Origin of the sequence: Paenibacillus sp. N3.4, from assembly GCF_008017805.1 — a bacterium.
Lineage (GTDB): Bacteria > Bacillota > Bacilli > Paenibacillales > NBRC-103111 > Paenibacillus_E.
On the sequence record NZ_VRTT01000001.1, the window covers coordinates 142,749 to 163,951 of the forward strand.

Consider the following 21,203-nt stretch of genomic DNA (forward strand, 5'->3'; position numbering starts at 1 on the left):
ATAGTTAATTTACAAACTCAATTGTTGCGTAGGTAGCGAATCCCTTCAAGCCCATATACGCTGAAACTGCAGATGTACCTGTAATTCTCACTTTTCTACTACCAGCAGCTGTTTTATTATATGTAGCTTGATCTGTTCCAGTTTTTAGCTTAACAATTAGAGCATTGGTATTAGTACTGGCGTTTCCTACACTGTCAGCCAAAAAGATACCATAATTTGGACTAGTTCCATTTCCCTCTACAGTCTGTATATATCCTTCCACTGTTACAAGTGTACCGATAAGTGATAATGCTTGAGCTACCGTATTCACAACAACGGCTGAAGCTGAACTTTTCACAGCGGTACCGTTCGTTGTTCCGCTACTTGCAATAGGCGTAACTTCAAATTTCAACGTTTTACCTACATCTGCTTGTTTAACAACATAGGTTGTACTTGTTGCGCCAACAATGGCTGTTTCCGTCGCGCCATTTACTTGGTACCACTTAAATGTGGAGGTACCTTCTGCATCAGTATCAGCATCTGCGTAAGTGTACGAGCCTGTTAATGTTTGACCAACTATGGCTGTACCCGCTACTTGTACGTTGGAAGCTGTTGGAGCTGTATTTGGTACAACTGCTGCTGCAACAACAGCTGAAGCTGCACTTTTCACAGCGGTACCGTTCGTTGTTCCGCCGCTTGCAATAGGCGTAACTTCAAATTTCAACGTCAAACCTACATCCGCTTGTTGAACAACATAGGTTGTACTTGTTGCGCCAGCAATTGCTGTTTCCGTCGCACCATTTACTTGGTACCACTTATATGTGGAGGAACCTTCTGCATCATTCTCAGCATCTGCGTAATTGTACGAGCCTGTCAATGTTTGACCAACGGTGGCTGTACCCACTACTTGTACGTTGGAAGCTGTTGGAGCTGCATTGGGCGCAGGTGTTGCCTCAACAATGGCTGAAGCTGAACTTCTCACAGCGGTACCGTTCGTTGTTCCGCCACTTGCAATAGGCGTGACTTCAAATTTTAACGTTTTGCCTACATCCGCTTGTTGAACAACATAGGTTTTACTTGTTGCGCCAGCAATAGCTGTTTCCATCGAGCCATTTACTTGGTACCACTTAAATGTGGAGGTACCTTCTGCATCAGACTCTGCATCTGCGTAATTGTACGAGCCTGTCAATGTTTGACCAACGGTGGCTGTACCCGCTACTTGTACATTGGAAGCTGTTGGAGCTGCATTGGGTGCAGGTGCTGCCTCAACAATGGCTGAAGCTAAACTTCTCACAGCGGTACCGTTCGTTGTTCCGCCGATTGCAATAGACGTGACTTCAAATTTCAACGTTTTACCTACATCTGCTTGTTGAACAACATAGGTTTTACTTGTTGCGCCAGCAATAGCTGTTTCCGTCGAGCCATTTACTTGGTACCACTTAAATGTGGAGGTACCTTCTGCATCATTCTCAGAATCTGCGTAAGTGTAGGAACCTGTCAACGTTTGGTCTACTTTGGCTGTACCCGCAATTTGTACATTGGAAGCTGTTGGAGCTGCATTTGGCTTAGGGGCTTCGTCAACAAATACAGGACTTTCTTTGTAGTCTTTATCTGAGAAACCTTTTTGAGAAAAATACGCTTTGTCATTCAATGCTCCTGTGATTCTTATCTTTTTGTTAGCTGCGGCTGCAGCACTAAATTTTGCCCGGTCACCACTTTGTAGCTTAATAATAAAATCGGTAGTACTGTGGTTCTCTCCTATCTTGTCATGCAAGAAGATACCATACCCAGGGTTATCTTTATTGGCTTCAACATTCTGCACATAGCCTTCTACAGTTACTGTAGTACCTGCAGGTGCAGCTAGAGCCTGAGCAACCGTTAAGGCAGCCGGAGCCTCAGTAATCGTCAAAGCTAATTTAACTGTAGCTGTATATCCTGTAGTTGAGCCTACGAAATTATACGTTCCTGCAACGCTCGTATCCACCGTCGAAGGATTCCATACCACATCCAACTGGTCCGTGGTACCGTCGCTCATATTAGCCGTCGCTTTTGCAGGTAAGGAATAAGCAGTTCCTTTGCTAATTGATACCGTAATATCATTGAAGCTAACTACTGTCAGTGCCACTGTCTGTGCTTTAACGGTCACTTCAAAAGTTTTGACGGATTGTGTACCGTTTTTGCTAATGGTTGCAGTTAGTGTCACGACCGCGTCTGGACTTCCTAAAACAGGTCTTTTTATAGAACCATTCGTGCCCAGAATTAAAGGCTTATCAGATGACCATACGATTGTCGTTCCATTCAAACCGGAACTTGAAAGATTCAGAGAAGTCTTAACATCATTTAAGCTTGTATTCAATTGTTTGATACTGTTATCCGTTAGAGCAGCTAAAGCTCCATCTACAGCTTCTTTATCTGTCATTGCGCCAGCATTCACAACTAGCACGTAGGCAGCATCGCTTGTGTAGCCAGTACCGGTAGCAATAATTTCTAGTACAGTACCCTCAGATTGATTCTGAATCGATACACTGAAAGCACCTGTGATAGGATCTGCAACTGCTGTACCTAACACTACCGGACCCGTACTTACAGTCACAGTTGTCCCAGCCTTTGCAGTTCCAGTTACAACTACTTGGTTAGCTTTAACCGAATTCACTTTTGGCATTTGCTGCCCTTTGATTACATGGATCATAATCTCTTTTTTATCGCTCGTCATTCCTTTAGTAATAGTAGCCACTAAAATAACATCGGCGTCGGAGGTAATATCGTATCGATTTACCGCGCCTGTAGCGATATCAACAATACCTGATTGGGAACTATTTTTTAATGACCAAGTCAGAGCCGTTCCATCCGTTCCGTTAGCAGGTAAGATTATGGAATTCTCCAAACCGTTGTAGCTCAAAGCCAACGATGCCTTGGCATTAGCGACTGCTTCCACATTTGTTAAGATTTCAGGAAGAACAATGACTGGAAAATCCTTGGTCGCAATAGCCGATCCCTTGCGAATCGTAGCAGTTAATACGGCTTGTCCATTAGGTTCTCCTTTAGCCGGACGGGTAACGACACCAGCATTCGTAACTACGGTTGGATTATTGGATACCCAAGTGATTAAGGATCCACTTGCTCCTTCGCTAGGTAAATCCAAGTTACTAACCACAGCGCTTAAATCTTCGAAGTTAATACCTTCTTTATCAGCCGATACCGCGTCAGCATCAGACACTCCGCTCGATTTCAGGATATCTGAAGATGTTCGAGGAAGTAGTTGAGGATTGTTCGAGAAGATAGAGACAATTCCCGTTACATCTACTTTATCACCAACTACAATACCTGAAGTGGTAACGCCAAATCTTGTCAAAAATACTTCATAACCTGGAGCAGATGTTCCAATAAACATTTTAGGTGAAATACTAATAACCGGAACATTCTTCACCGTAACGACTTTACCTTGGTTTGCTGAAAGATCGCTAAGATTAACGATAGTAGGTGTTACTGGAGCATTCTTGTTTGTTTTAATGAATTCACCTTCAGTAAGTTCCGCTTCACCGTTGAATGTTAATCTTTTACCCTTTGTGATTTGAACTTCATCGCCAATGACTACGGGCGTTGTGGTTACAGGATTGAAAACAAGAATTCCGCCTGTTCCGTCCTGAACGTAGAAATTATTTTTACCAGCCGTTACATCATAAGGGGCAGATGTGACGGTTCCTTTAATGGTACCTGTCAGCAATTCGTTATCCGCTTGTCCTCTAAAATCTGCTATCGAACGAGCATTAGGGTCTACTGGCGGCTCTGCTATATAATTTTTAGAGGTTCTTGCACTTTCCGTTTTGCCGGTCGATGTCACAGATACGAAGACTGTACCTGCTGCAGCTCCCAACTGTGGTATGGAAACAGTTACGTTTGTCGCACCAGTTGCAACTGTTCCAGTTCCGACTGCTGTACCACCCGTAGAGGTATTGTATACCTTCACTACATCTCCTGCAGTTAATCCATTTACAGTAACGGTATCCGCTGTCCCAACAGGATTGTTTACCACTGTAACTTGATTTGCACTTGGTGCAGTAGTAACTTCATCGACAATTGGCTCTGCCATATAATCTTTCGAAGTTCTTGCACTTTCCGTTTTTCCGGCCGATGTCACAGATACGAAGACTGTACCTGCTGAAGTTCCTAACTGTGGAATGGAAACAGTCACGCTTGTCTCTCCAACTGCAACTGTTCCGGTTCCGATTACTGTAGCATCTGTAGAGGTATTGTATACCTTCACTATATTTCCTGCAGCCAATCCGGTTACAGTTACTGTATCCGCTGTGCCAACAGGATGGTTTACCACTGTAATTTGATTTGCACTAGGTGCAGTAGTAACTTCATCGACAATTGGCTCTGCCAAATAATCTTTCGAAGTTCTTGTACTCTCCGTTTTTCCGGTCGAAGTCACAGATACGAAGACTTTACCTGCTTCAGCTCCCAACTGTTGTATGGAAACAGTCACGCTTGTCTCACCAACTGCAACTGTTCCAGTTCCGATTACTGTAGCATCTGTAGAGGAACTGTATACTTTTACTACATTTCCTGCAGCCAATCCGGTTACAGTTACTGTATCCGCTGTGCCAACAGGATGGTTTACCACTGTAATTTGCGCTGTAATTGGTGCAGTGGAGACTTGGTCGCCTGTTCCTGGGTTGCCACCGTCACCGCCATTGTTGCCATTGTTGCCACCGTTTCCACCGTTGCCACTATTGCCACTGTTGCCACCGCTGTTACCAGTCGATTTATCTACTTGTTGGTTGCCGATTGTTGCAGTAACTCCTTCACGAATAGTTAGAGTTTCTGGCTTTTTATCCATGGTTACGCCATTCACATTAATTGTTGCCTTCTTAATACTTCCTGATCCCGAAACCTTAGCAGCTCCATCCAGCGTCAGATTATCAACTCCTGCGCCTGTGCCAAGAGTTAGCGTTGAGCCTTGTCCTGAAGAAGGAACAGTCAATGTGCTAATCGTGCCTTCTACTAATTCTAGTGACGATTGACCCGTAAATTGAATAGTTTCAAATGCCCCAGCGAGCTGAACATTTCCAGAAGTTGAGATGTTTACATCCCTAAATCCTTTGCCGGTTAGATTACTTTCTTCTAATCTGGCAGAAGTTAATAATTCCGTTTGTTCAACAGATGTGGAACCTGTTGTAACAATTCTAACATTGGGTTTAATGACTTTTAATTGGCCAATCGCACTATCATTGAAATGTATAGAATGCGCTCCGCCGCCTTTTACCACTGTCTTGCCTTTTACATTAGTCTTGCTTAAGTTAACATTACCTTCGCCCACATCTTCGGCAACAACTAGGTTGCCGCTGATTTCAACGTTTTTCAATTCTACGCCAGAAGCTGCGACAACAACATTGCCTTTAAGCGTTTTATCAGAGAAAACTCCCGCTTTATCATAAACAGTTGTTTGGGATGATACCTCTCCTGCACGATCCAAGGAAACAATTGCCTCTGCGCGAGTAATGAGTCCAGTAGGTTTAAACAACTGTCCCGGATATCCGTTCATATATCCTGCTTGAACGACTGACTGAATCGGGGCCTTGCTCCAATTTGCAATCTGTGCAGCATCTACGAATGTTGTTGGAGTACCGTTTAAATTTGCAATTGGGAGCTTCTTAATTCTACTTACGATAACAGCAGCTTCTTGACGAGAGATCGTTTCGAGCGGTTTCATGCTGCCATCTTCATAGCCTTCAATATATCCAGCAGCCTGTGCTTTTGCTACATCTGCATAGAACCAGTCCGAAATGGCTACATCTTTAAATTTAATGTCTGCTTTTGTCGTGTAGTTAAAAGTTCTATTTACTAATGCCATAAATTCTGCTCTAGTAACACTGTTATCAGGCTTAAAAGTTCCGTCTGGGTAACCATCCGCCAAATCAAGTGCTGTCCAAATACCTATCTGATCTTTAGCCCAGTGCTTGGATGTGTCTGATGAGGGTGCAGCAAAGCTAACATGGGGTAAGGCTACAACATTAGGAACAATAAGTGCGGCAGCCAGAGAAAATTTAAGCGCCCTTGGAAATATCTTCAAGTGTATATCCCGCCTTCGAAATTTTTTTTAATTCATACTCTAAAAAATTAATAAAGAATGATACCATTTGTAACCTATAAATTCGTGTATTTGCAGGTCCCTCCTTTTGTAAGTTACATAGGACATTGAATGCATCACACCGTATTTATTTCTAGAGATACCCATGAATTATACCAAGATAAACGGAAAGTTCACGTTAAGTGTTTGTAAATAATTATCGAAATTTGCTGAGTGAATGTATGGAAAATAGCCTTCTTACCGAGTAGATTTAGTCTAAAAGCTTATGTTTACTGGGATGAAACGCTACCTAACTAAAATTATTATGATTGTATAAAAAATACTTTATTAAAATAGAAACCCATTAATTGTGTCATAAATACGACAACGATTATTTACCAACTAAATTCAGTAAATTTTGACATAACATTAATTAACTGTTCATACGCTATAAGGATGTGTAGACAGAAGGGATGTTGAATGGATATTCGTACATTAGAAAAAATTCAAAAGATTGAGTCGCAATGTGTCAACCCGCAAGATGCAGTAATTATTCGCTTATTACTCGAAGGTATTGAAGCAAACGAATTGGTGAATATCAAAAGTGAGGCTTTGGATATTAAAAATCAGCTGCTAACTGTTCTGGATTCGTCTGGAATGAAACGACAAGTACCCGTAACTAAAAGATGTGCAGAAATATTCCAAAGTGCGGTCCTTCAAACGAATTATGTCATTCATAACGGATCATCTACGAACAAGCCCATTTCCGTTCATCTGCGAAACAGCGATCATCTAATTAAAGTAAGTCTTGAGGATTTCGTCGCTAATCAAAGCATGATTAGAGAGTTGGAATCCGTTGTTCTACGAACGATATATATGCGTCTAAGGCGATTATCTGAGTTATTCCGGACGCCGGAGTTAACACACTTAACAACAGAGAAATTTGAAAGCAAAGAGCTCGTCTATGCTTAGAAAGTAATAACCATGACAAATACCCTCAGGCCCATGAATTTATCGTGGAACTGAGGGTATTGGTGTGACTTCTCTGGGTTTTGGGGTCAATCCTATATACAACAACAGCCAAATCTCTCTGCAGCTACGAGAGCTCTATGCGAAACAAATCTTCCAATTCCATCCCCAGTAAATCGCTTAGTTTCTTCGCTGTCGCAGGTCCTACCGATTTCACGGATCGTTCCAGTAGGCTTATATAAGCATGGCTTAAGCCCGAATGCTTCGCTAATTCTCGCTGGGAGTATCCTTTAATAATTCGCGCTTTAATAAATGCATCGGTCTTGGCCATAATTTTCATAGGTCTACTGGATGCCCCCGTTCTCATTTTGTTCCCGTAGTAACCATTATACCATTATATTTTACTAATGCAACCATTTTTGTTCACTTTAGTAACCGATGTAAAATGAACAGTCAGCCAGAAACTAAAATCCCTAGTTGACAATGCACTGCCTTTAATTATCGCTCGCATAAAAGCATGCCAGCGCAATTTGCACACGTTGGTTGAACTGCAACTTCGACATAGAATCCTTTATTTGCCTCCCTCGTTAGTAGGTGCGCTGCCTAACATTCAAAGCTTGACATAGCCATCTGCACTGCTTCGACTTGCTGCAAAAAAAATCGCCCCATAGCGTAATAACGCGGGAGCGAATCTCTATGTAACACTTAATTTAACAACAATCATTAAAATTCAATCGTTTTCCCTGTTTTTGCCGATTCATAGATAGCTTCTAAAATCTGCGTAACAACAAAAGCCTGCTCAGGTTTGACGAGTGGCTCTGTGTCATGGAGAACACTCTCCAACCATTGTCTAGCTTCTTTCACACCTGGATCTTCGGCACCTGCATCGAAATAAGCAATGCCTCCGCCGGTAGTAGCCTTGGTTTCGACTAGCTTTCCATACTTGGCGCTGTTGAAAACCAATTCACCTTGGCCCCTAGCAGAATTGCCTTTCATTTCCGCTCCACCCTCTGTTCCGCACAGGGTAGTCATGGCTTCTCTGGTATCGGTAATATTAAGCGCCCATGCGCATTCCAGGAATATCGTAGCACCATTCTCCATCTTGATAAATCCAAAAGCGGAGTCTTCTACTTCGTAGCTTTTTGGATCCCAAGGACCGAACATGTTGCCTTCAAACTTATCCCCTAACTTGTGGAAAACCGATCCTGTAACTGATTTAGGCTTATAGTTGTCCATGAACCAGAGAGATAAATCCAGCGCATGCGTGCCAATGTCGATCAACGGTCCGCCACCCTGCTGCTCTTTGTCTGTAAAGACGCCCCAGGTTGGAACTCCACGTCTACGAAGGGCGTGTGCTTTGGCCAAATATATATCACCGAACTCACCATGGCGGCAGGCATTGTACAATACTTGCGAATCATCTCTAAACCTATTTTGGTACCCAATGGTTAATATCTTCCCTGTCTTTCGGCTTGCCTCCAACATCTTTTTAGCTTCAGCAGAATTAATGGCCATCGGCTTTTCGCACATGACGTGCTTTCCTGCCTCCAGCGCAGCTATCGTGATGAAGGAGTGCTGGAGATTGGGAGTTAACACATGAATAACATCGATAGACTCATCTTGCAATAATTCCTTATAATCTAGATAGACTTTGGCCTGTCCCGATCCAAATTCCTTTGCAGCTTTCACAGCCCGCTCTTCAACGATATCGCAGAAAGCTACCATTTCACACAAATGAGTAAGCTTCGCTAGTGAAGGCATATGCTTTTGGTTGGCAATGCCACCGCAGCCTATGATTCCGATTTTCAATTTGCTTGTTGACATCATCTTACACTCCCTTATCTTGTCGCTATTTGACAGAACTAAATATACTTCTGTAAAAACTTCAAATCATTCTCTATGCTTTTAAATTTATCTTCACTTATACCCTCATTTTCAACAAAGGCATATTGGATTGTGCCCAATTCTTTTATTTTTTCATAGGTAGCTTTGAAGTCTATTACACCGGTTCCAAGATCCACAAAATCGCCTGCTTGAATATATCCCTTGCCTCGATATAGCTGCATCATATCCAAATCTTCATCGCCTGGCTGAAGAGCATCAAAGACGTTTACATGGAGGACCTCTTTATTTAAATCTTTCTGATGGATGATGTCGCATCGGATGCCTAATTTTTCAAGAACGGCAATAGGATCAAGGCCCGCCCGAATAACCCAAACCATATCCAACTCAAATTTGACATAAGACGGGTCTGTATGTTCAACCAAAATGTCATATAAGGTTGTGTCCTCCCATCTTTTAAATTCATGGAAGTGGTTATGAAAATAAAATCGCAACCCGTTTTCCTTGCATTTTTTTCCGATCACATTTAACTGCTCCGCTGTTTTTAAAGTGTCTTCGCGATTTTTAATCCATGCTGAAGGCAATACAATTGCTTTACATCCAAGCTCAGCATTTTCTTGAATCAACTGATCCCAATTTTTAGCATCTTGGTCCAATCGTTCATGGGCTGCTATGGCTTAAGCCCTAATTCGTCCAGCTTATTTTTTATCGTTTGCAAATGAAATGAATCACTATATCGGACACCTGTCATGAAATTAGTCGTGATTAATTCCACATTTGTATAGCCTGCTGCAGCTACCTTTTCAAGGGTGCCGAAATAGTCGTTGTTCAGTGCTTGAAACACGGAAAATAAATTTACCCCAATTGAAATGCTCATTTTAACTACTCCTTTTGTGTAAAATTTTTGATCACATAAACGTATAAGTTTTCGGTTCCCAAAAACCGCTTTCTTATTAGCGATAAAACCTAATATAGGGATCTTTGGTTGAAGACCAAACTACTTATTGTTTTTCGCCCATACATCAAGCTGCTTTTGTTTTTCGGCTAAAATTTTGTCGATGCCCGAATCCTTCAGTTTGCTTATAAATTCCGGCAAATTTTTATCAGGGTCCAGCGTACCTGTTTCCAAGCCTATTTTGAATTGATCCTTCACGCTTTGAACAGCAGCCACTTCCGTTTTTACCGGATCGACGGTGAAGCTGAAACCGAGCGCTTTCGATTTTTTCGACGATTTGTTGAATTCCTCCTGATTTTTCCAGACATTCGGCTCGTCATTGTCCCAGACATAGGAAAGGAATTGATTGCCCCATTCCCAACCGTGATTCGGGCTGTAGGTCGCATTCTGGGCGTCTACGCCATTCGGGAAACCAATTAAATCACCCTTTTTAACGTAATGCTTTCCTTCAATTCCATAATCGATCAAGTTGATCAAATCTTTGTCGGAGTAAATAAGGTTAAGGAACATCATTGCTCTCTCCGGATCTTTCGAGTTTTTGGCGATACTGAACATAACATTAGCAATCGATGACGTAGAAGTGACCGGCGAGATGATACGAGCTGCAACCATCGGTGTGCCTGTCGATATGGCCTCCTTCGTTTCATAGCCAGGTTTCATATGAGCTACAAAGGCAAAAGCTTTCCCAGCCTTAACAAGATCTTCCGGGCGGACTTTATTGGTAGCGATATCCTTCGGGATGAATCCGGCCAAATACCATCTTCTGACCATTTTCAATAAATCCGCATATTGTTTTGATTCAAACCAATTGACTACCTTCAGGTTATTATCATGACCCGGGAGTACACCGTTATCATCGTTTAAAGGATCCATGAATCCTGGTGCAATAGTCTGAATGATCGAGAAGCCAGCACCCTCAGGAATAATAGCCGCCATGTTCGGCTCGTTATCTTTCACGATTTTGAAAACGGGATCCAAATCATCGAAGGTTTTGATCTTGCTCAAATCAATTTTATATTTATCGACAATATCTTTGCGCATCAGAATGCCATAATCGGATGCCCAGTCACGAACGCTAGGGACGCCATAAAGCTTACCGCTGGTCGTGGTAGCTTTCTGAATCTCTGGTGTGACTACCTTGGCAATATCCGATCCATATTTCTTAAGCAAATCCTCTAGAGGAACAAGTTGTCCCTTTGCCGCCTGCGTACCGTAGCCCAAACCTGTCAAAGTGACTAGCAGGTCCAAATTTTCATTGCTCGCAAGCATTAGATTGATTTGTTGCTGGTACGCAGCAGGATCAATCGGTACAAACTTAACTGTTGCGTTAATTTTTTCCTTCGTTATTTTATTAACCGCATCCTGAACTTCCTGCTGATCTTTGATGTTACCGATTTTATAGTAGGCCACTGTTAGTTCATAAGGCTTTAATTCCGACTTCGTCTTTCCTGTTTCCCCTGTCGCACTTGGCACTTTTGTAGCGGTAGAGCCACCGCTAGTACCACCGCAAGCCGTTAATAGCAACGAAACCGCTATCATTCCCGCCAGTACTTTTTGGACGTTATTCTGTTTCCCTTTCATTTCATAGCCTCCCTATTTTTATATAGCATTTATGCTAATCGGCAGATGCCGAGTATAGCCTTAACCTTTGACTGCCCCAATGACGAGACCCTTGACGAAATATTTTTGAAAAAATGGATACGCGCACAGTAGCGGTATGGTCCCAATAACAGCCATCGCCATCCGCACAGATTCCATTGGAACATTGCTGCTGGCAGCAAGCTCCGTTGTACTGCTGCTCACATTGCTTGACAAAAATTGCGCATTTAACAATATTCGGTTTAATAAATTTTGCAAACTAAACAGCTTGCTATCGGTCACATAGATTAGTCCGTTAAACCAATCGTTCCAGTATCCGATCGTTTGCATCAAACCTACAGTTGCCAGAATCGGAAGAGAGAGCGGAAGCACGATCCGGAAGAAGATTTTAAATTCCCCGGCACCATCTATCGATGCTGATTCAATAACTGGAGTAGGAATTGAATTCATAAAAAAAGTTCGCATGATGAGCACGAAAAATCCGTTTGATAACAAACCAGGAATAATTAAGGCAAGCAGCGTATTTTTCATATCGAACAATTGTGTGTATACCAGATAGGTGGGAACCAAGCCGCCGTTAAACAGCAGTGTGAAAAACACGATAAACGAGAGCTGCTTGCGAATCAGCATATCCTTTCTGGATAAGGGATAGGCGCATAAAGCCGTAATCGATAGTCCTACAAACGTACCAACTACCGTCACCAAAATGGTGATTCCATAAGCACGAAATATGTTTGCGGAATCATTCCACAAAAATTCGTAAGCGGCTAGGCTCAATTTACTCGGAAGGAACGAATACCCTTCCTGTACAATGGTCATCTCATCCGTAAAAGATGTGATTACGAGCAGAAAAAACGGAAGCAGACAGAGGCAAACAATTCCAATAAAGAAAACATGAATGAACCATTGGTACAGATCGCGTTTTATTTTCAACTGAATTCCCCCTTATTAAAACAAAGCGTTATCGCTGTTTCGCTTACTCACGACATAATTCGAAATGAGAACGAGAATGAATCCCACAACGGATTGGTAAAGTCCCGCCGCCGAAGACATGCCGATGTCGCCCAATCTCAGTAAAGCCCTATAGACATACGTATCGATAACGTTGGTTGTCGGAAAGAGCGCGCCCGTGTCGAGCGGTACTTGATAGAACAACCCGAATTCAGAGTAGAATATACGACCAATTTGCAGCAGTGTCATAATGACAATAACCGGCATAATTAAAGGCACTGTAATATTCGTGATCTGCTGCCATTTGCTCGCTCCGTCAATCCTTGCCGCCTCGTAATATTCAGGATCGATGCCGATAATCGCGGCCAAATAAATAACGCATAAATAGCCTACATGCTTCCAGATGTTCACAATGGTCAAAATATACGGCCAATATTTGGCTTCGCTATACCAAGAGATTGGATCCACTCCAAACAATGGCAGAACCTGTTTATTAATGTAACCGGTTTCTCCACTTAGCATGGCAAGTACGAGATAACCGACAATCACCATGGAAATCAAGTATGGAATGAGAATCACGCTTTGGTAAAAACGGGCAAACAACTTCTTTTTCACTTCATTCAGCAAAATGGCTACGCCGACTGCGATGACCAAATTGATGATAATAAATGCCGAGTTATACAGGATCGTATTACGGGTAATCAGCATGGCATCGGAGGTTTTGAACAAATACTCAAAATTTTTAAATCCAACCCAATCGCTGGCCCATATCCCCTTCGTGAAGTTGATGTCTTTAAACGCGATAATCAAGCCAAACATCGGTAAATAATTATTGATGATCAGATAAATAATTTCGGGTAGGACCATGACAAATAAAGGCGCGTACCTCCATACTTTACGCACTTTTTTTCGGGCTATTAATTTCTTCACCGAAATCTCTGCAGCTGTCGTTGTCACAGAACTTGTTGTTGTTGTCCCCATACTGTTCCCCTCTCTTACGTTATATCTTCATCATATCTAACTAACGATGTGCGCTCTACCTGTTTGACGACTTCCTGTTATCGCATTTCCGACTTCTTTTTTGAACAAAAAAAGATCGAATCCGAGAAGGGAACGACCTCATTTTTCAATTACCATGAAAAGGTTAAGCGTCATTTAATTTACGATAATCCTGAGGATTGATCGCCGTCGCTTTTTTGAACATTTTAGAGAAATGCGAAAAATTATTGTAGCCCACCGATGAGGCAATACTGCCAATCGGAAGATCCGTCCTCATCAACAAATCTTTTGCCAACTCTACTCTTTCCTGAAGAACATAGTCAGAAATCGTCAAGCCCGTTTCTCTTTTAAAGATTCTTGTCAGGTAATCCGGGTTCATATTCACATGACTAGCGATATCCTCGCGAGAAACGTCTTCGTTGATGTGCTGATGGATATATTGCTTTGCTTTTTCAACAACAGTTTGGCATTCCTCATTGGCGTGAATATGACTCGTCGCCTCTTCTACCATCGTAGTGAGCCAATGTCTAAGATCAGCAATGGAACGGGTAATAGACGATGCTTGCAAAGACAGGAGTTGTTCTGAAAAAACCTGATGTGCCCTCAATCCTTTATAATGCAAGACATGATGACTCATTTGCAAAAAATCCTCGTAAAATTCGCGCAGCAATTTAGCATCTAGTCTTTCCAACTGCCTCATCGCGTTTAAACTATAATCAATTTCTTTCAGCAGCTTGGCTTTGCAGCCATTCTTGAGCATTTCAGCCCAACTGTTCATTTTGGGCAGCGGTAACGTATCGAAGCTCCATCGTTGTTCACTCAAGAAAAATACTTTATTCGTTTGCGTAACGTTGTTAGATTCCATCGTAACTAATAATTCGAACATCTCTAACATTCCTTCCGTAGGAACGGAGTCACCGATATAACAACAAAGATCACAGAAAAAGTATTGGTTGCAAGCATGGATGTAACCTTGCAATTCGCTGCTAAGCATCCCTTTATCCATCCTACTATCAGGTTCTACGGACAAAATGACCAGCAATCCTCCGCTTTTCACCTGAACAATTTGGCCTCCGGCCTCTTTCCTTACAGCCAATTCTTCCAAAGAATTGCGTAAAGCGTATTCCATTATTTTTTCTTCACGAAGCGTCAATTTTTTATGCCAGCGCTGTACACTGATCCATATCGGCAAAAATGAAACGGTTTCGAAATAAGGTATATTTTGCTTCGCCATAATTTCTTTAATTTGAGCCCTATTAGAAGGAATAGACCTATGAATCAGATCCTGCCAAAAACGCTCAACAACCATGGGTTGATACGATTCCCATAATTGATAGTAATGCTTATAGGTATCATTAAATTGGACCAAGTCCCTTTTCTTTTCCAATTGTTCGATTGCTTTTCGAACTGCTTTTTCCAATTCCGCAAAACGGACCGGTTTGAGCATATAATCCATACTTCCCAATTGAATCGCTTTCTGCGCGTATCCGAAATCAGCATGACAAGTTAAGAAGAGAGCTTCGGTTTCCATGGCATGTTCTTTGACCCATTCTAACAACTGAAACCCGTCACCTTCCGGCATTTCAATGTCACATATTAGGACATCAATCTTTTGGCTCAAAAAGATTTCCTTTGCCTGTCGTATGTTAAAAGCTTCATGAACCTTTGAAAACCCTAGAAGTTCCCACTGTACCCCTGCTTTTATCCCGCGAACAGCATGAATTTCATCGTCTACGACCAGCAATTGAAGCATCGTGGTCGCCTCCTTCCTTCTCACATAGGGGGATAAGAATTTCAATCACGGCCCCTTGAACTGCTCCATTTGAAAATGTAATCTGCGCTTGATCCTGGTACAATAGGCGCAATCTACGCTGCACATTCCATATCCCGATATGATGACCATCTCCGCTACAGATTTCCATTTCCATCTGCAGCTGTGCCAAAACGTCTTCGGGAAATCCTTTGCCTGTATCCTGAACCCTTATTTTGATTCTATGATCCTCTCTCGCTTCAACGGTAATACCAATATGAACCTGTTTGTCCATGCTAACCGCGTGTTTGATCGAATTTTCCACAAAGGTTTGAATAACTAGCGGTGGAACCAAGCCGTCCATCACGTTGTCAGGCGCAGAGAGATCATAGGTTAAATTTTGCGGAAACCGCATCTCCTGAATACGAAAGTAGTTAAGGGTATGCTGGATCTCATCTTTTAGAGCAACGAAGGCCAAGTTGCTTCGAAACATAAAGCGGAAATATTGTACAAGACAATGCGTCATTTCCTGAATCAATGTAAAATCCTTTACCTGCGCCAAATTATAAATAATGTTCAAGGCATTTAAAAAGAAGTGCGGATTAATTTGAAGTTGTAAATGCTTAAGTTCAGCCTTCTGATGATTTAACTGTTCTTCCAAAACGTTAATTTTCAATTCCTGTATTTGCGAGATCATGCGATTGAATGATTGATTCATCTGGTCAAATTCAATAACAGAGGGACGGTAGGTGATACGGACATCCAAATTTCCGTCCTCAATTCTTCTCATAGCCATCATAATCCGATTAATCGGAACCAAGATGATTTTTCTTAAAACAATAAAAATGAAAGGAAGCAAAACGATGGACCCCATCAAAATGATAGATACCATTCGGCGAAGGAAAGGAAGATTTTCCAGAATGATGCTGTCCGGTATGACAGCCATTAAACTGAAACGACCTTTTGTGGATTTTTCACCTACGACTAGAAATTTCTCATCATTTCCGGTTAGTTTGTAATCGGTTCCAACATCCTTCAAGTTAATTTGATTTTTTTGCACAAATGCTTGGTTGTCCATTGCTTCAAACTGGTCTGTGACCAGCAGTGCCCTACCGTTGTTCCCCAGATCGACCAGGTTCAGCGGCACCATTAATTTGTTCTCATCCACCCACGCTCCGATATAGACATTCCCATATTTGATCACTCGGGTCAAATAATATTGCCCTCCGAGCTTATGGATGAACCATTCTGTTAAGTTGATCTGATTTGTACCCTCACGTTGCTCCTGAAAAAGTTGATTCATATTACTTTCTATGGCTTCCTGCGTGCTATAACTGACTTGATTACCCATGACGGTCAATAAATCATGATTCGTCTCTGAGTAAACAAAGAACATATCCATGGATTTATAATTCGGGAGGTCTTTTAGGAGCTTATTATTTAATTGAATTTTGGCAAAAGAGTATCGATCGGCATTTTGATCTCTAGGCACATCCAGCACGAGCAATCCTGTCTCTTGCGCAGCGATAGTAAATAAATACTTGTCCACCTCATCCAAATTCCGGTCGATTTGCCCCATGTATAAGCTGATTAAATTTTTATTCGATTGAGCTACTTGATTTCGAACAACCTTGATGGCATACAAATTGTTGTAGATCATAAAAACCACAATGGGGATGACAATACTGAACAAACCGAATATCAGCTTAAAGCGCAGTGACTTTAAGAAAGGCAATGTACGCATTTGCACGCTGACGGACTCCCCTCACATGAAAATACAGCTGAATCAGATCGAAGGCGCTTCGGATTTCAAATAGGCCATAATCATGTCTATTAACTGGAAGATCATATCACCTGGATCAATCTCTTGCTCAACACGAAGGATGTTTCCCCGAGATGCCATCCGCTGCGTCATGCTCATCATCGTGTTTGCAAGCATGGCCGAAGTCTTGGCTGGGTCAAGATCTGATCGGATGGAGCCATCTTGAATACCTTCCCTAATCAGCAAAACCTGTGATGGAAAGACATTCTTGATGAATTCTTTATACTTCTCCTCCAACTCACGGGTTGGATACTTCTCAAGATAATAGTGATCAAAGAGTCCAATAAAGCGCAAATGGCTGGGACTTCTCTTGGTAAAATCCTCCCAAGCTAAAAACAAGTTCCGCATTTTTTCTATGGCTGATCCGCTTCTCTTTTGTGCCTCAATAAATCCAAATAAATCTTCAAGAACCTTCATTTGAACCTCAAACGCTAGTTCATCAATCGAGTTATAATATTTATAAAGTGTAACACGACTAATCCCCAATCTTTGCCCGATGTCCTTCATGGTTACACCTGACAAATCTTTTTCCAAAAAAAGCTCTTGTGCAGCTAGTATCATTTCCTGCCGCCTGTTTATTTCTTAATTTATCTAATTCTTGTTCCCATCTGCTTTTCACGATAACACTCCTCGACAAAGAAACAAACTACAAAGCCAACTCTATTTACACAGTGTAAACACCTATCTGTAAACCGATTATATCGAAGAGTTGAATCTATTGCAAGCGTTTACAATTCGCGATATACAAAGAACAACCGACATCTCGTCGGCTCCCCTTATTCTCCTATTCATTCATCGTATTATGAAGTCTTTTTCTTGACGAAACCTTATACCTCCCTCACCACCTTATCATGACTATTAACCTCCTCTTTCTACTCCTGACTTGCGAGTCATTTCCTGGGAATCACGTCATCTTTCAGCTTTATTTCGCCTCTGTATCTTGATCCTCTAGCTTGCTCATTAGCTGCCTTACTTTCGAATCGGTGTCAGACCCAACAGATGGTGTATACACGCTGCACCTCAAATCCGTTCGACCCTGCACCTGAAGCGTGGTCAGATCAAACAACATCTTCCCGACCTTGGCATGACGGAATTCAATAAAAACTTCCGGAGCCGAGCTGACATCGCTTTGATTCCAAAATGTGCGGAAGTCTTCGTTTTTCTCGCTGATTCGTTCGATAAATTCACTATACCAATTATCTCCCAAATATTGGCCATAATAAGAACGAAACATCGCCAAAAATCCTTTTACGAAATCGCTCCAATTCACTGCGAGGGTCTTCAATTCTTTGCGCGTAAAAAGTAGCCATATCATATTGCGCTGTTCGAGAGGAATCATCGCAAAATCAAGAAATATAGCCGCTGCCGCTTGATTCCACCCGACAATATTGCATCTGCGATCCGAAATAATGGTCGGACAATCGTGCAATTCGGTAAGTATCCGACTAAGCGCGGGACTAATACTTGGTATATCATCGATAAAAGTGGTCGGTGCCGGCTGCTCCAACGCCAGCATGAATAAATATTGGCGTTCGTCCTCATTCAGCTTCAATGCTAGTGCGATCCGGTCCAATACTTGGACTGACATTTTAATTTCCCTGCCTTGCTCCAGCCATGTGTACCAAGTCGTACTTACTCCCGCTATAGCTGCTACTTCTTCTCTTCGTAAGCCGGGCGTTCGGCGGCGGCTTCCACCTAGCAGTCCTGCTTCATTGGGCTGAATCTTCGCTCGGTGTGCCGTCAGAAAATCAGACAACGCCTGAAGTCGTTCCTTCGTTTTCATTCTTTAACGCCTCCTAACCTTCATCCTAGAAGTCATTATACCAGTATAAACGATTACTTGTAATAGGATAATACCTATGACATGCTAATAGCACAAGTTAGCTATGAGTCTGCAAGTTTTCTTCGAAAACTCTAAAGTTCATGCTTACGATGCAAGTTTTCTTTGAAAACTCTGAAGTTCATGCTTACGATGCAAGTTTTCTTCGAAAACTCTGAGGAGGAACCTATAATGAAACGTGTTGTTGTGACGGGTATGGGGGTAATTACACCCCTGGGTAATGATGTAGATACTTTTTGGAATCGATTGGTCGAAGGACAATCCGGTATTCGGAAGATTGATACGATGGATGTTTCGGCCTACAAAACGGATTTCGCTGGGCTTGTCCGCGATTTCGATGCGGAAGCAGCGATCGGTCGCCGCGATGTTAGGCGGATGGATCGGTATTGCCAATTCGCTGTTGCTGCCGCCAAGCAAGCGATTGATGATGCCGGGCTTGTCATTGATGAACACAATGAGGAACGCGTGGGTGTTTACATTGGATCAGGTATCGGTGGGATTCACACAATCCTCGATAACTATAAGTTGTTGATGTCGCGCGGACCTGGCCGTGTCAGTCCCGTTGTTGTGCCGATGATGATTGCGAACATGGCGGCTGCACAGGTCAGCATTTTATTCGGCGCCAAAGGTCCTTCCTTGGCGCCGGTGACCGCTTGCGCCACGGGGAACAATGCCATTGGCGAGGCATTTAAGCTTATCCAGCGCGGAGGCGCGGATGTCGTTATTGCCGGAGGCGCTGAAGCGACGGTCACCGACCTAGCGCTTGCAGGCTTCGGCAACGCCACAGCGCTTTCGACGCGCTGTGACGCGCCGGAGCAGGCGAGCCGCCCGTTCGACGCGCAGCGCGACGGCTTTGTCGCCGCCGAAGGCGCCGGCGTGCTCGTGCTTGAGTCGCTCGAGTATGCCGAGCGGCGAGGGGCCCATATCCATGCCGAACTCGTCGGCTATGGGTCTACCTCGGACGCCTACCACATCGTGGCGACCGATCCCGAAGGCATGGGCGCGTATCGAGCCATGCGCGATGCTGTAGCTGATGCCGGGCTCGTGCCAGAGCAAATCGACACGATTAATGCACATGCAACAAGTACGATTGCAGGAGACTTATCGGAAACCCTTGCCATCAAGCGTTTGCTTGGTTCTGGCGCTTACAATGTACCGATCAGCGCCAATAAATCGATGATTGGTCATATGTTGGGTGCAGCCGGCGGAGTAGAAGCCGTCGCCCTAATTAAAACGCTGCAGAACGACATTATCCCGCCAACCATTAATCTTGAACATCCCGACCCGCAATGCGATTTGGACTATGTCCCCTTAGTTGCTCGCCACGCCAAGCTGCAATACGGGCTATCCAGCTCATTCGGCTTTGGTGGGCATAATGCGGTATTGATTTTCAAAAAATACAGATAACGGATCCATCCTATCTTTCGTCTTCTTGTAATTACTTTAGTAAACTGATACTATAATAATGTTTACTAATGTTTACTTTTAGGCGTGAGGTGGGAATTCATGTATTTTTACGATAAATTAAAGGATATGCGCAAGCTAAAAGGCTTCACCATCCGTGAATTAGCGGATCGTTCTGGGGTGTCAGCCGCTTATATTTCCCAACTTGAGAACGGTAATCGGGGTATCCCATCGCCGGATGTTTTAATGAAACTATCCGAAGGGCTTAATACGTCCTATTCCGAACTCATGGAAATTGCCGGATATCTGGAATCTTCACCATCAACACAGGAATTCCAAAGTAATCCCGTTAATTTGCGCCGCTTCCTTCGGGAAAATGAATTGATGTTCGATGGCTTCGTACTCACACCGGAAGATAAAGAATGGGTCGAGCGCATGCTGACCGTCCTATTTTGGAAAGACCGTCAAAGTACCAAAACGGATTTATATGCCTCAGAATGACAAAAGACTCGGCCACTTCGGGAGGCTATTGAAAAACTTCCGTTTTCTGAAGGAATTAAATAGTTGTATCAAAAAAGACGACTCAAATTCATTTTTCGAATTTTAGAGTCGTCTTTTTTAGGCTCAACATTTTAACGAAAGGATTCAGAGTGCAAGAGGGCTGGGATGATGAACGAACCGAAGGATGAACGGACTCTAGAGCCGCTATTGTAGTTTTGAATGACCTCTTTGGGAGCTTAGCGGACATCACCGCCGCTATTCGAGCGATAAGAGGCCGATGTCTATGATTTCACTGCCCTTAACGGAACCTCTGTCCGCAAGCAAGGGCAAGGCGAGGGATGAAGGGCAAATAACGGCCGCTATGTCCGCTTGCCTAATCCAATCGTTCAACCATCGCAGTCAAAACGGGTGAATCCGAATTCACAGGACCATTCAAACCTGATTGTTTAAAGTCAATCCCTAATTCTAACGATGAACCTTTTTTCACTATTTTTTTAAGGAGATTTTTCAGTGGCCCCC

Annotated in this window: 16 protein-coding genes; 4 read left to right on the forward strand and 12 right to left on the reverse strand. The window is 42.9% G+C overall.

Annotation, left to right across the window (positions count from 1 at the left end):
• Positions 1-4 precede the first annotated feature (4 nt).
• The gene (locus FU659_RS00635) at positions 5-6,055 is read right to left on the reverse strand and encodes an immunoglobulin-like domain-containing protein (RefSeq protein WP_147945760.1); all 6,051 of its coding nucleotides are present in this window, start codon (positions 6,053-6,055) and stop codon (positions 5-7) included.
• Between the two features lie 477 nt (positions 6,056-6,532).
• Here FU659_RS00635 and FU659_RS00640 point away from each other — a divergent pair, with 477 nt between their 5' ends.
• Positions 6,533-7,024 carry a phage lytic cycle repressor MrpR family protein gene (locus FU659_RS00640; protein WP_147945761.1) on the forward strand — a complete coding sequence of 164 codons (492 nt, stop codon included), beginning with the start codon at positions 6,533-6,535 and terminating at the stop codon, positions 7,022-7,024.
• A gap of 124 nt (positions 7,025-7,148) precedes the next feature.
• Here FU659_RS00640 and FU659_RS00645 read toward each other — a convergent pair whose 3' ends face one another.
• The 11 genes from FU659_RS00645 to FU659_RS00695 form a co-directional block, all read right to left on the reverse strand.
• Positions 7,149-7,361, reverse strand: a complete 213-nt coding sequence (locus FU659_RS00645; protein ID WP_147945762.1) for a helix-turn-helix domain-containing protein — start codon at positions 7,359-7,361, stop codon at positions 7,149-7,151.
• A 383-nt stretch (positions 7,362-7,744) separates the two neighbouring features.
• Entirely contained in the window at positions 7,745-8,845 is a 1,101-nt protein-coding gene (locus tag FU659_RS00650) for a Gfo/Idh/MocA family protein (protein WP_147945946.1), read from the reverse strand.
• Positions 8,846-8,883: 38 nt separating this feature from the next.
• Complete coding sequence (locus FU659_RS00655; RefSeq protein ID WP_261807528.1) at positions 8,884-9,519, reverse strand: sugar phosphate isomerase/epimerase family protein; 636 nt, start codon at positions 9,517-9,519, stop codon at positions 8,884-8,886.
• Between the two features lie 14 nt (positions 9,520-9,533).
• Positions 9,534-9,740, reverse strand: a complete 207-nt coding sequence (locus FU659_RS00660; protein WP_147945764.1) for a hypothetical protein — start codon at positions 9,738-9,740, stop codon at positions 9,534-9,536.
• A gap of 120 nt (positions 9,741-9,860) precedes the next feature.
• Positions 9,861-11,399, reverse strand: a complete 1,539-nt coding sequence (locus FU659_RS00665) for an ABC transporter substrate-binding protein (RefSeq protein ID WP_147945765.1) — start codon at positions 11,397-11,399, stop codon at positions 9,861-9,863.
• 60 nt (positions 11,400-11,459) lie between these two features.
• Positions 11,460-12,350: a carbohydrate ABC transporter permease gene (locus FU659_RS00670; protein ID WP_147945766.1), complete on the reverse strand. Its 891-nt coding sequence runs from the start codon at positions 12,348-12,350 to the stop codon at positions 11,460-11,462.
• A gap of 15 nt (positions 12,351-12,365) precedes the next feature.
• Positions 12,366-13,235, reverse strand: a complete 870-nt coding sequence (locus FU659_RS00675) for an ABC transporter permease (RefSeq protein ID WP_147945947.1) — start codon at positions 13,233-13,235, stop codon at positions 12,366-12,368.
• A gap of 277 nt (positions 13,236-13,512) precedes the next feature.
• Complete coding sequence (locus FU659_RS00680; RefSeq protein WP_147945767.1) at positions 13,513-15,120, reverse strand: helix-turn-helix domain-containing protein; 1,608 nt, start codon at positions 15,118-15,120, stop codon at positions 13,513-13,515.
• Positions 15,092-16,861: a sensor histidine kinase gene (locus FU659_RS00685; RefSeq protein ID WP_147945948.1), complete on the reverse strand. Its 1,770-nt coding sequence runs from the start codon at positions 16,859-16,861 to the stop codon at positions 15,092-15,094. Before FU659_RS00685 ends, FU659_RS00680 begins: the two co-directional genes overlap by 29 nt.
• A gap of 42 nt (positions 16,862-16,903) precedes the next feature.
• Positions 16,904-17,500: a TetR/AcrR family transcriptional regulator gene (locus FU659_RS00690; RefSeq protein ID WP_147945768.1), complete on the reverse strand. Its 597-nt coding sequence runs from the start codon at positions 17,498-17,500 to the stop codon at positions 16,904-16,906.
• A 361-nt stretch (positions 17,501-17,861) separates the two neighbouring features.
• Positions 17,862-18,722, reverse strand: coding sequence for a helix-turn-helix transcriptional regulator (locus FU659_RS00695; protein ID WP_147945769.1), 861 nt, complete (start codon positions 18,720-18,722; stop codon positions 17,862-17,864).
• Positions 18,723-18,950: 228 nt separating this feature from the next.
• On the opposite strand from FU659_RS00695, the gene fabF reads away from it, so the two are divergent.
• The 3 genes from fabF (at position 18,951) to FU659_RS36725 (ending at position 21,096) form a co-directional block, all read left to right on the forward strand.
• Entirely contained in the window at positions 18,951-20,186 is a 1,236-nt protein-coding gene (gene fabF / locus FU659_RS00700) for a beta-ketoacyl-ACP synthase II (RefSeq protein ID WP_147945770.1), read from the forward strand.
• 99 nt (positions 20,187-20,285) lie between these two features.
• Positions 20,286-20,684, forward strand: coding sequence for a helix-turn-helix domain-containing protein (locus FU659_RS00705; RefSeq protein WP_147945771.1), 399 nt, complete (start codon positions 20,286-20,288; stop codon positions 20,682-20,684).
• 283 nt (positions 20,685-20,967) lie between these two features.
• Entirely contained in the window at positions 20,968-21,096 is a 129-nt protein-coding gene (locus tag FU659_RS36725; RefSeq protein ID WP_261807529.1) for a hypothetical protein, read from the forward strand.
• Positions 21,097-21,203: the final 107 nt, after the last annotated feature.